We start from the raw sequence: 11,766 nt of genomic DNA, 5'->3' as shown, positions 1-11,766 counted from the left end.
CAATGAAAAAAATTCTAGAAGTGAACGACCTTCATGTCACGTTTTCAACGTATGGTGGAGAAATCAAAGCTGTCCGCGGCGTTGATTTCGATCTTCATGAAGGTGAAACACTGGCAATTGTCGGTGAATCCGGTTGTGGAAAGAGTGTGACAGCAAATAGCATTATGCGCTTAATCCCCTCACCAGCCGGTAAAATAGCGAACGGTGAAATCATCTTTAAAGGGAATGATTTAGCGAAAGAAAGCGATAAAAACATGCGTAAAATACGCGGTGTAGATATTTCGATGATTTTCCAAGATCCTATGACAGCGTTAAACCCGACGTTAACCATCGGTAACCAATTGACAGAAGGCTTGAGACAACATAAAAAGGTATCTCGAAAAGAAGCTGAGCAAAAAGCTTTGGAAATGCTCGACTTGGTAGGAATTCCGAATCCGAAAGAGCGACTCAAGCAATACCCTCACCAATTCAGTGGGGGGATGCGCCAGCGGATTGTGATTGCAATCGCTTTAATTTGTGAACCTGATCTCTTGATTGCCGATGAACCAACGACAGCACTTGACGTCACCATTCAAGCGCAAATTTTAGAGTTGTTTGAAACCATCCAAGAAGAAACGAATGTCGCGATTATTTTGATTACACACGACTTAGGCGTTGTCGCGAAGGCTGCCGACCGCATTGCCGTCATGTACGCCGGGAAAATTGTTGAATCAGGAACAAAATATGAAGTTTTCTATCAACCTAAACACCCCTATACACAAGGACTACTGAATTCGATACCACGGCTGGACCAAAAAGGAGAAAGACTGGAACCGATTGACGGCACACCACCAGATTTGTTCTCTCCACCGGTTGGATGTCCATTTACCGCCAGATGTCCACATGCCATGTTTGTATGTGAAAAGGTATACCCTCTCCGTCACGAGCCTAGTGAAACGCATTATGCAGATTGCTGGCTATATGATGAGAGAGTTCATACACCCAATTTAACGAATAAAAAGGAGGAAACAACGTGAAAAAATGGTTGGTATTATTATTCATTCTGATGTTTACATTTCTAGTCGCTTGTACTACTGGTAATGATGAAAGTTCAGAGGGGGATTCGGGTTCCGAGGATTCAAACACAGAAGAATCGTCAACAGATCAAGAAGAAGCAGAATCGGATGAGGAATCATCGAGTGAAAGTAGCGGCAAGGTTCTCCGTCTAAATAACGGAAGCGAACCGACATCCTTTGATCCACCACAAGGATTTAATGCGGTTTCTTGGAACGCGCTAAACAACTTAATGGAAGGGTTGACGCGTTTAGATGAATCGCATCAACCAGCTGCTGGGATTGCTGAAGATTGGAATATCTCAGATGATGGATTGGAATATACCTTCACATTGCGTGAAGATGCCAATTGGTCGAATGGTGATCCGGTAACTGCGGAAGATTTCGTTTTTGCGTGGACCCGTTTATTAGATCCAGATGAAGCTTCTCCAGCTGCTTTCCTTGGCTACTTCATTGAAGGTGCTGAAGCTTTTAACAATGGCGAAGGAAGTGCCGAAGACCTTGGCTTGGTCGCCGAAGATGAAAAAACATTAAAAGTAACATTGAATGCACCGACTGGGTTTTTCCTTGATTTAGTTTCAAATCCTGCTTTCTTCCCAGTCAATAAAGCCGTTGCCGAAGAAAATCCAGATTGGCATGCTGAAGCCGATTCCTTTGTTAGTAACGGGCCATTCACTTTATCTGAATGGGAGCATGAGAGTCATTTTACGTTTAAAAAGAACCCTGAATATTGGGATGCAGAGAACGTCGACCTAGAAGAAGTTCACTGGGCGATGGTCAATGAAGAAAATACAGAATATCAAATGTATGAAAGTGGTGAGTTAGACACTGCTGCCATTCCATCTGACTTGGCTGAACAGCTATTGGATAATGAAGACGCATTCTTCGTAGATCAGGCGGGAACTTACTTCTACCGTTTTAACGTAGAAATGGAACCTTTCCAAAATGAGAAGATCCGGAAAGCGTTCGCTAAAGTAATCAACCAAGAAGATATCGTTCAATACATTACCAAAAATAAAGAAGTACCTGCAAAAGGATTTGTTTCTCCAGGATTTACCGATGCTAACGGTAATGACTTCCGTGAAGAGAGCGGCGACCTATTAACGCATGATCCTGAAGAGGCACGCCAGCTTCTAAAAGAAGGTATGGAGGAAGAGGGGTACGACGAATTACCGGAAGTTGTTCTTTCTTATAATACAGACGATGCCCACCGAGCGATCGCTGAATATATGGCTGAGGTTTACAGTGAAGAATTAGACGTCGATGTGACATTAGAGAATACCGAGTGGAACGTATTTTTAGAAGACCAGAAAAGTTTGAGTTTACAGTTCTCTCGTAGTTCATTTCTAGCAGATTATGCCGATCCGGTTAACTTCTTGGAAAGCTTTGTAACGGATTCTTCAATGAACCGTACAGGTTGGTCGAACGAAAAATATGATGAGTTGATCGCCAATGCGAAAAATGAAGCGGATGAAGAGAAACGTTATGAATACCTTTATGAAGCTGAACAAGTTTTATTTGATGAATTACCACTTTTCCCAATTCACTTCTACAATCAAGTCGGACTACAAAAACCTGAAGTTTCCGGTGTCGTACGACATCCTGTAGGTTATTTGGAATTGAAGTGGGCTTCGAAAGAGTAATGGATTCAAGTGAATCAAAGGGGAGTAATCGAACACTCCTCTTTGATTTCATTATTTCACCGAAGGAGTCACGATATCATGCTACCTAAACCTTTAAAACATGGGGACACGGTTGGGGTGATCGCCCCGGCTAGCCCGCCAAATATCGAAAACTATAAAAAATCAATAGCATTTATTGAAAGCTTTGGATTATCTATTCAAGAAGGAAAACATCTTAAAAACGTTCATGGCTATTTAGCCGGAACGGATGATGAAAGATTAGAAGACTTGCATGACATGTTTGCAGATGATTCCATTAAGGGAATTATTTTTGCAGGTGGAGGTTATGGAACAGCCCGTATTGCCCACCGGCTAGATTACGAGTTGATTAAAAAGAATCCGAAAATCTTTTGGGGCTATAGCGACCTGACTTACTTGCACACAGCTATACGCCAAGAAACGGGGCTCGTTACATTCCATGGACCGATGCTAGCGTCAGATGTCGGTAAGGAAGATTTCCATCCATTGTCCAAAAAGCAATTCAACCAATTATTCGAACCGACTTTTCTTGTTTATGATGAATCCATTGCACCTTTAGAAGTGATTGCAGAGGGGAAGGCTGAAGGCGAAATTGTTGGTGGTAATTTAACGTTAATTGCAAGTAGTCTCGGTGGTCAATATGAGTTGGACACAAAAGGGAAGTTACTGTTAATTGAAGACGTTGACGAAGAACCTTACCGGATTGATGGCTATCTTGCCCAATTAATGCATGCTGGAAAATTAGAAGAAGCGGCTGGAATCATCGTTGGTGATTTTAATAACGCAGTACCAACCAGAAATCCATCTTTATCATTAGAGACCGTTCTTGATGATTATTTTCGTCAGCTGGGAAAACCAGTCATGAAAGGGTTCCAGATCGGTCATTGTCAACCTCATTTCGCTATACCGCTTGGAACTCGTGCACGATTATCAACTGAATCGAAAACATTAACCATTCAACCAGGTGTTACTGGCTCATCGAATGACTCAGAAAGTAGGCTATAAACCAATGCGGGTTCAAAATATAGAAACACACCATATAAAAATACCATTAAAAAAACCATTCAAAACAGCATTGCGGACAGTTACTGTTGCTGAATCCGTTTATGTAAAAGTGACGCTCGACAACGGCATCATCGGGTACGGCGAAGCACCACCAACCCATGTCATCACCGGTGATTCGCTTCACAGTATCGATTATGCCATCAACCAAATCTATCAACCACTTTTAATTGGAAAGTCGATTGATCAATTAGAAGAAATCATGCAAATTATACAGCAAGCAATGATCCGCAATACGAGTGCGAAGGCTGCTTTAGACATCGCCTTATACGATTGTTTTGCCCAGCAGACAGGTTTACCGCTATATAAACTACTTGGTGGTTATCGCGACAGACTGGAAACGGATTATACGGTCAGTGTCAATGAACCTCGTGAAATGGCCGACGATGCACAGCAATATATTAAGGACGGTTTTAATCTATTAAAAATTAAAGTAGGAAAAGATGAAATCGCCAAGGATATTGAGAGAATAAAAGCCATCCGGGATAATGTCGGTGATCAACCGACAATCCGGCTTGATGCAAACCAAGGTTGGTCGGTAAAAGAAGCCATTTTTGCGATTCGTAAAATGGAAGATTTAAATTTAAACATTGAACTTGTCGAACAACCCGTCAAATACCATGATTTAGAAGGGCTAAAACAAGTGACTGAACATACAGAAACACCGATCATGGCAGATGAAGCCGTCTTTACATCCATTGATGCCAGACGAGTATTGGAGATGAGAGGTGCTGATCTGATTAACATTAAGCTAATGAAAGCAGGAGGCATCCACGAAGCACTTAAAATCAACCGACTCGCTGAAGCATACGGTGTTCCGTGTATGGTCGGTAGCATGATTGAGACCAAGCTCGGCATTTCAGCCGCCGCACATTTCGCAGCAAGTCAACCGAATATCACACGCTTTGATTTTGATGCACCACTAATGCTTAATGATGACTTAATCAATGGTGGCGTAACCTATGACCGAAACCATATCTATTTATCAGCACACCCTGGATTAGGGATTCACTCGATACATCAGCAGTCCAGTGAAAGGGAGGAACGATAACATGAACGAACAACAAACAACCTGGGTAGTCGATGTTCCAGTAGCAACCATTTGGACAAGCCCTTCTTCTCCGAGAGAAATTGATCGGCCTGGTATAACCAATCCGGTTTTATTAGAAGATTGGTACAATGCATTGAATTTTGAATTGCGAAAAGGTCTTTGCGATGACAATCTTGTGCAATCGCAATTACTGTATGGTGAAGAAGTCATTATAGAGGAAACTGACGGTGATTGGTCCAAAGTCATAGCTGTCAGACAGCCTTCCGGAAAAGATGAACGCGGCTATCCGGGATGGGTCCCAACTATACAACTCAAAGAAGTTAAGCGTGAATTATGGAACCGAGAAGAAGTTGCTGTCGTCACCAAAAAACAAGCGAATTTAATCGATCATAAAGACGAACCTATTTTTGAATTAAGCTTCATGACCTACTTGCCGATCATTGAACACGAAGATTTAAAAGTGAAAGTTCAAACCCCTTCCGGAGAAGCTTGGTTATATAAAAAGGACGTACTGATCACTTCATCCATTCACGATCTTGACCAAGGTAGCGGAAAGGAAATTGTTGAAACTGGCAAGCAATTTTTATCCCTTTCATACTTTTGGGGTGGCATGAGTGCCTTCGGTTATGATTGTTCCGGTTTTAGTTACAATATGCACAAAGCACATGGATATGAAATTCCACGAGACGCAAGTGACCAAGCAAAAGAAGGTGTCGAAGTTCCAAAAGATCAACTTGGAATCGGCGACTTGCTATTTTTCGCCAAAGAAGAAACACCAGAAAAAATCACCCATGTCGGCATCTATTACGGAGACGATAAAATGATTCATGCACCAATGACCGGTAAAGGAATCGAAATCATTCCATTAAAAGGAACGAAATACGAGAAAGAATTCCGTATCGCACGAAGATATCATAAAACACCGGGGGAATAAGTAAATGAGCTATCGACCAATTTTGGAAGTAAAAGATCTAAAAAAACACTTTGGGGTAGGCGGTGGACAAACCTTAAAAGCAGTGGACGGGATTTCATTTGAAGTCTACAAAGGAGAAACATTTGGTCTCGTTGGAGAATCAGGGTGCGGTAAATCAACAGCTGGGAGAACGTTACTCACCCTTTACCCAAAAACAGATGGTGAAGTTCTTTATGATGGCGAAGATGTTCATAAAATCGCTGAGAAAAATCGTTTACACTACTTTCGAAAGATGCAAATGATTTTTCAAGATCCTTATGCATCATTAAATCCGCGGTCTACTGTCAAAGAAATCATTGCTGAACCAATGGAAGTCCATGGTTTGTACAAAAATAAAAAAGAAAGACATGATCGTATTTACGAATTACTGGAAGAAGTAGGATTAAACCGTGATCATGCTACTCGTTATCCCCATGAATTCAGTGGCGGGCAACGACAACGAATTGGCATTGCACGTGCATTAGCATTAGAACCTGAATTTATTATCTGTGATGAACCAATTTCAGCACTCGATGTTTCCGTACAAGCGCAAATCATCAATTTATTGGAACGTCTACAAGAAGAAAAAGGATTAACATTCTTATTTATTGCCCATGACCTATCCATGGTGCGACATATTTCAGATCGAATAGCTGTGATGTATCTGGGACATATCGTTGAATTGACAGATAGTGAGCGCCTTTATGAAAAGCCGCTTCATCCATACACACAAGCCTTGTTATCTGCTGTTCCGATCCCCGACCCGAAAATCGAAGAACAACGATCTCGTGTCATTTTGAAAGGTGAATTGCCAAGTCCGATTGATCCACCTTCTGGCTGCGTTTTCCGTACACGTTGTCCATTCGCCCGTGATGTCTGTGCAGAACAAACACCAAAATGGCTTGAAGCAGAAGAAGGACGCTATGTAGCGTGTCATTTATATGATCCGCAATTCTTTGAGATGACACCAGAAGAACTCAATCAAACGATTGTGCCAAAGTAACGAAGGAATAGGTAAACTCGTTAAAGTGGAAGAGCAGTCAATCCATGCTATACTAGATGGTGAATTGAATTCAGCAACTTAGATCGCTTTAGGAGGATAAGTAATGAACGTATTTACCATCGTAGGTAGCCTTAGGGAAAAATCGTACAATATGCACTTAGCTAAGGCTATGCAACAAAGATATTCGGATAAGATTTCATTAGACATCGCCGAATTGAAAGACATTCCACTTTACAATCAAGATGATGAGCACAATCCGCCAGAAGCTGTTAAAACCTTCAAACAAAATATTAAAGAAGCGGATGCGGTGATCATTATTACACCTGAATACAACTGGTCTATTCCCGGTGTCCTGAAAAACGCATTGGATTGGGCTTCTCGTGTCGATAAAGTATTCATCGATAAAAAGGTGATGATTCTTGGTGCTTCGATCAGTACCGCAGGAACTCTACGTGCACAACTTCAACTAAGACAAGTGTTGAGTGCATTGAGAGCTAATGTACTTCCGCCAGGAGCAAATGAAGTAACGATTACAACGGCTCAAACAAAAATAGATGAAGATACAGGTGAAGTGACCGATCAAAATACACTCGAATTTCTTGACCAGAGAATAGAGTCGTTTATTGAATTTGTTGAAGGGAAATAAAATTATATTCTTAGAAAGAACAGAAAAACACCCGTAGTTGATTACATCTTAATTAACTACGGGTGTTACTTTTTTATTAGTTTGTTAAGGTCCGTTGTTGATATTGTGATCCGCTACCGCTGGACGCTTTTACCCAAAGGGCATAAGGGCGACATCTGCGATAAATCGCAGTGTCTTCTTTACCGCGGGCACGGCTCGAGCCTCCTCGGCCCAAAACCATGGCCTGCGGGGTCTCGAGACTCGTGCTATTCCCGTGACGACCCGGATGGTCTAATGTCGACGTTGGTCACAGGACGTGACCGCTTTTAGTCGACCAGGAGTCGCCACCTTCGCTTCTCACAATTCAACAACTCAGTGTTACAACATTAGAAAGTCATCACTGAGCCTTAACAAAGCCTTTTACTAATGACAATCATTTTACCGCACAACGATTCGGACCAATTTCCATTTCTCTTCTTTCTTCTGGATCAGCGCTTTCTTTCCCCATATTTACTTGTCGGATACGTTCATGATCATTCGGTTGCGGCGGAAGGTTTTCAGTGACCATTCGTTGAAACTCTTCTGCATCTTCGACTTGTAATCCTTTATTTTTTTCATATAAGACACCTAATTTCTCTGCAACCGTTCCCTTCTCGTTCATTTCATCAATAGACGAATAATGGGCGGGTAATACGATCAGATCATCTGAAAAATCAGGGTACTTTTCGTATAGTGTGTTTCTTAAATCATTGACCCAGGCAGCTGCTTTACCTGCCAAGTCAGGGCGCCCGATTGACTCGATAAACAAAATATCTCCACTTAACAAGTACTGTTTATCAATTAGTAAAGAGGTCGAACCTTTCGTATGACCTGGTGAATAAACGGCTTGAATGCTAACTGGTGAATCGCCTATGGTTATTTCGGTTTCATTTTCGAGCGGCTCATAAGAGAATACCACTTCATCTGCATCCTCTGGAGGTAGCCAATACGTTGAATCCGTCTGATTAGCTAATTCATGTCCGCCTGATATATGGTCGGCATGCAGATGTGTGTCAATGACATGCTTGATTGTTACACCTTTCTCATCTGTAAAATTTATAAATTTATCTGTCATACGTGTCGGATCAATGATAACCGCTTCCTGATCTTTCATGACGACATACGACAGACAACCTTTTCCTAAACGGACAAATTGATATAATTCTCCGCCATCTGTTAAATTGCCAATCTTCACAGGCTCTAAATGCTCACTCCAAGCACGCATTCCTCCTTCGACCGAATAAACATTTTCATAACCCGCTTCGATTAGAGCTTTAGCCGCTTTCTGTGAACTGTTTCCTCGTGCACAAATAACAACGATCTCTTGGTCTTTACTTGGCAAATCTGAAGCAATCTGGTCGACCTGCCCATCCCAAGCAGAAAACGGATGATTCACGTATTGGAAATGATTACTTTCGACCTTCCAATCTTGAAAATCTTCCACACTACGTACATCCAGTAGCACCGTCGCTTCTTTGTTCAATACCTTTTTAGCCAACTCTTCTACGGATAAACGTTTCATTTTTTCTATCACCCTTCATTAGTATCTATACTTGTTTCATTCCACAAAATGAGTATATGTATGTATATGAAAACTATTTTAAAAAAAGGCTGCTCCCTAAGGAACAGCCTTAACTTTGAAAGAGGATAAAATTTAGTTGTTACTCTTCGTTACGTGCGGCACTACTTCTTAGTCTAGAACGAAAGTCAGATACTGGTAATGTTGCAACACCTTCTAAGCAAGAAATGCCCATGAATTTTTTCAAATCAACTGTGATACAGATTCCTGTACGTTGTAGATTTCGAATGGAATTGCCAGGGAAATAATCGCATACATCATCTCCACCAGGTCCTGGAGTAGAACCTCCCATTGTCACAGGAAGCAACAATTCAATTTCTGCACAGCAATTGTCTTTTACTTTATTGACACGGAAAATCGGTGATTCAAAACATTGAAAAACACGATTTCCTCCTACCATTGCTTGCAGGACACTTTGCCCGATAAACGGCTCACAAGTTCCTTCACAGTATAGAACGAATGGAACCGTATCATTCCCTCCAACATCCTGAGTTGGGGAAAGCAGGTCCTTAATGGATTGCTTACAACCATATTGACAATCGCCACCATTATTATTGGTAGCCGCTTGAGCTCTCACGATGTGTCTTAATGTTCTACAAACACAATCCTGATCGCCACAATGGCCGCCACATTCTCCACAATCGCCTTCGTTGAACGAAGGATCTAATTCATCTTCATAAAAACCCATATAATCACCTCTTAATTATTTGATTCACTACTACCTTATGTACCAGCTTCCCTTTGGTATAGGTGAGTCAAATAGGACAATCAATCATTTTCTCTATTTGTCGAAAACCGTCCAATTTTATTGTGATTTTTGGTATGATGATAAGACAATAAATTTTCATGAGTTGAATGGAGGATTTAGATGAATCAGCAAGTACCTTTTATCGCTGTTGAAGGACCGATTGGAGTAGGGAAAACCTCTCTTTCAAATAAAATAGCTTCTCATTTTTACTATCATTTATTACGGGAAATCGTCGAAGAAAACCCATTTCTCGAAAAGTTTTACGAGAATATTGAGGAATGGAGCTTCCAAACAGAGATGTTTTTCCTTTGTAATCGATATAAACAATTGGAAGATATTCAAAAGCATTATTTAAATGCTGGAAAACCGGTTGTTTCTGATTATCATATTTTTAAAAATACCATTTTTGCGAAACGTACATTGAAAGAAGAACAATACGAGAAGTACCGCAAAGTGTATGATATTCTCACCGAAGGGCATCCAAAACCAAATGTACTCATTTACTTAACGGCTAGTTTAGATACCTTAATCGAACGCATACAGCTTCGTGGCAGAGAAGTCGAACAAAATATCCAAGCTTCCTACTTAGAACAAATCAGACAAGATTATGAGGATTTTATGATTGAATTTGAACAGAACCACCCAGATATTCCAGTTATCCGTTTAGATGGCGACAAATTGGATTTCGTTAAGAACAACTCAGATCTGGATGAGATTCTCTCAATCGTTGAAAAACATATATTTAAAGGAGAAGTTATTTCATGAATCAACTAACGACATTTGGCATTCCGTCAAATGCTGTCATTACTGTAGCCGGAACTGTTGGCGTAGGAAAGTCTACTTTAACTTCAGCACTGGCCAATCATCTTGACTTCAAAACATCATTCGAAAAAGTAGACGGGAATCCCTATTTGGATCAATTTTATAAAGACTTTGAGCGTTGGAGTTTTCATTTACAAGTTTATTTCTTGGCAGAGCGTTTTAAAGAGCAAAAACGAATTTTTGAATACGGTGGCGGTTTTGTGCAAGATCGCTCCATCTATGAAGATACAGGCATATTTGCAAAAATGCATTACGACAAAGGAACAATGACCCCTACAGATTACGATACGTATAAAAATCTTTTTGATGCCATGGTCATGACACCATACTTTCCACATCCAGATTTACTCATTTATTTGGAGGGATCTTTCGAAGATATACTTGACCGAATCCAAGCTCGCGGAAGAAAGATGGAACAAGAAACACCTGTGGAATATTGGAAAGAGATGTACGAACGTTACGAACATTGGATCAACAATTTTAATACGTGCCCAGTAATGCGTGTGAACATCAATGATTATGATCTCTTGAATCATGAACAATCCATCGAACCATTGTTGGAACGAATCGGCAAATCGATTCAAACATCGAGAAAATTAATGCGATCATAACTTCATTTATTAATTCATAAATTGAGTAACAATCATATAAATAACTAGGCACTGACTTCGGTCGGTGCCTTTTTTATGCTAAATGTTGAAGATATGCTAATTAGTGTTGAAGGTTTTTAAATCAATGTTGAAGACGATCCAATTAATGTTGAAGAAGCTCATTTAAGTGTTGAAGACGAACTAATGAATGTTGAAGAAGTCCAAATAAGTGTTGAAGCAAAGCTAATGAATGTTGAAGCTTCTGAATGACGAGGAATTCGGGCAACCGTTGAAAGCTCCCTACAAATTAAAAACAGACTAGTCCTTATTCAAAAGACTAGCCTGCTTGGCTTGTAATATTATGGCGGAGGAGGAGGGATTCGAACCCCCGCGGGCCGCAAAGCCCCTGGCGGTTTTCAAGACCGCTCCCTTCAGCCAGGCTTGGGTACTCCTCCGTTTGGCTGACACTTTAAAAATATATCATATGCGAAAAGTTTAAGCAACCGAATTAGTGATTTTTTTTATAAAAAGTTTATTTAGATCTTTTTTTCTATCCAATGATGGAAAAAATATCGTTTACAT

General features: G+C 40.7%; 11 protein-coding genes and 1 tRNA gene. 9 read left to right on the top strand and 3 right to left on the bottom strand.

The window, feature by feature from the left end; translation table 11 throughout:
• Nucleotides 1–2 precede the first annotated feature (2 nt).
• From KQ486_RS03575 to KQ486_RS03545, 7 genes are all read left to right on the top strand, one after another.
• The gene (locus tag KQ486_RS03575) at nt 3–1,016 is read left to right on the top strand and encodes an ABC transporter ATP-binding protein (protein ID WP_216686817.1); all 1,014 of its coding nucleotides are present in this window, start codon (nt 3–5) and stop codon (nt 1,014–1,016) included.
• Complete coding sequence (locus KQ486_RS03570; protein WP_274236497.1) at nt 1,013–2,695, top strand: peptide ABC transporter substrate-binding protein; 1,683 nt, start codon at nt 1,013–1,015, stop codon at nt 2,693–2,695. Before KQ486_RS03575 ends, KQ486_RS03570 begins: the two co-directional genes overlap by 4 nt.
• A gap of 78 nt (nt 2,696–2,773) precedes the next feature.
• Nucleotides 2,774–3,718: a S66 peptidase family protein gene (locus KQ486_RS03565; protein WP_144163222.1), complete on the top strand. Its 945-nt coding sequence runs from the start codon at nt 2,774–2,776 to the stop codon at nt 3,716–3,718.
• 4 nt (nt 3,719–3,722) lie between these two features.
• Nucleotides 3,723–4,826: a mandelate racemase/muconate lactonizing enzyme family protein gene (locus tag KQ486_RS03560; RefSeq protein WP_144163277.1), complete on the top strand. Its 1,104-nt coding sequence runs from the start codon at nt 3,723–3,725 to the stop codon at nt 4,824–4,826.
• A 1-nt stretch (nt 4,827) separates the two neighbouring features.
• Nucleotides 4,828–5,760: a C40 family peptidase gene (locus tag KQ486_RS03555; protein ID WP_216686816.1), complete on the top strand. Its 933-nt coding sequence runs from the start codon at nt 4,828–4,830 to the stop codon at nt 5,758–5,760.
• Nucleotides 5,761–5,764: 4 nt separating this feature from the next.
• Complete coding sequence (locus KQ486_RS03550) at nt 5,765–6,781, top strand: ABC transporter ATP-binding protein (protein WP_216686815.1); 1,017 nt, start codon at nt 5,765–5,767, stop codon at nt 6,779–6,781.
• Nucleotides 6,782–6,884: 103 nt separating this feature from the next.
• Complete coding sequence (locus KQ486_RS03545) at nt 6,885–7,427, top strand: NADPH-dependent FMN reductase (protein ID WP_144163225.1); 543 nt, start codon at nt 6,885–6,887, stop codon at nt 7,425–7,427.
• 412 nt (nt 7,428–7,839) lie between these two features.
• Here the strand turns inward: KQ486_RS03545 and KQ486_RS03540 are convergent, their stop codons facing one another.
• Entirely contained in the window at nt 7,840–8,967 is a 1,128-nt protein-coding gene (locus KQ486_RS03540; protein WP_144163226.1) for an MBL fold metallo-hydrolase, read from the bottom strand.
• 139 nt (nt 8,968–9,106) lie between these two features.
• Entirely contained in the window at nt 9,107–9,712 is a 606-nt protein-coding gene (locus tag KQ486_RS03535; RefSeq protein WP_144163227.1) for a CotY/CotZ family spore coat protein, read from the bottom strand.
• Between the two features lie 180 nt (nt 9,713–9,892).
• Here KQ486_RS03535 and KQ486_RS03530 point away from each other — a divergent pair, with 180 nt between their 5' ends.
• Together KQ486_RS03530 and KQ486_RS03525 are read left to right on the top strand one after the other, a co-directional pair.
• Entirely contained in the window at nt 9,893–10,537 is a 645-nt protein-coding gene (locus KQ486_RS03530) for a deoxynucleoside kinase (protein ID WP_216686814.1), read from the top strand.
• A complete protein-coding gene (locus KQ486_RS03525) occupies nt 10,534–11,205 on the top strand; it encodes a deoxynucleoside kinase (protein WP_144163229.1) in 672 nt (223 codons plus the stop codon). The genes KQ486_RS03530 and KQ486_RS03525 overlap by 4 nt, the downstream gene beginning before the upstream one ends.
• A gap of 341 nt (nt 11,206–11,546) precedes the next feature.
• Here KQ486_RS03525 and KQ486_RS03520 read toward each other — a convergent pair.
• Nucleotides 11,547–11,639, bottom strand: a tRNA-Ser gene (locus tag KQ486_RS03520).
• Between the last annotated feature and the right edge of the window lie 127 nt (nt 11,640–11,766).

Source organism: Allobacillus halotolerans (assembly GCF_018967645.1).
GTDB lineage: Bacteria > Bacillota > Bacilli > Bacillales > Alkalibacillaceae > Allobacillus > Allobacillus halotolerans.
The sequence above is the reverse complement of the archived record's forward strand: the minus strand, read 5'-3'. Positions and strand labels throughout refer to the sequence as shown.

What these genes read in the sequence shown, in the direction of transcription:
- KQ486_RS03575 (WP_216686817.1), top strand. Translation starts at nt 3, where the DNA reads ATGAAAAAAATTCTAGAAGTGAACGACCTTCATGTCACGTTTTCAACG.
- KQ486_RS03565 (WP_144163222.1), top strand. Translation starts at nt 2,774, where the DNA reads ATGCTACCTAAACCTTTAAAACATGGGGACACGGTTGGGGTGATCGCC.
- KQ486_RS03560 (WP_144163277.1), top strand. Translation starts at nt 3,723, where the DNA reads ATGCGGGTTCAAAATATAGAAACACACCATATAAAAATACCATTAAAA.
- KQ486_RS03555 (WP_216686816.1), top strand. Translation starts at nt 4,828, where the DNA reads ATGAACGAACAACAAACAACCTGGGTAGTCGATGTTCCAGTAGCAACC.
- KQ486_RS03550 (WP_216686815.1), top strand. Translation starts at nt 5,765, where the DNA reads ATGAGCTATCGACCAATTTTGGAAGTAAAAGATCTAAAAAAACACTTT.
- KQ486_RS03545 (WP_144163225.1), top strand. Translation starts at nt 6,885, where the DNA reads ATGAACGTATTTACCATCGTAGGTAGCCTTAGGGAAAAATCGTACAAT.
- KQ486_RS03540 (WP_144163226.1), bottom strand. Translation starts at nt 8,967, where the DNA reads ATGAAACGTTTATCCGTAGAAGAGTTGGCTAAAAAGGTATTGAACAAA.
- KQ486_RS03535 (WP_144163227.1), bottom strand. Translation starts at nt 9,712, where the DNA reads ATGGGTTTTTATGAAGATGAATTAGATCCTTCGTTCAACGAAGGCGAT.
- KQ486_RS03530 (WP_216686814.1), top strand. Translation starts at nt 9,893, where the DNA reads ATGAATCAGCAAGTACCTTTTATCGCTGTTGAAGGACCGATTGGAGTA.
- KQ486_RS03525 (WP_144163229.1), top strand. Translation starts at nt 10,534, where the DNA reads ATGAATCAACTAACGACATTTGGCATTCCGTCAAATGCTGTCATTACT.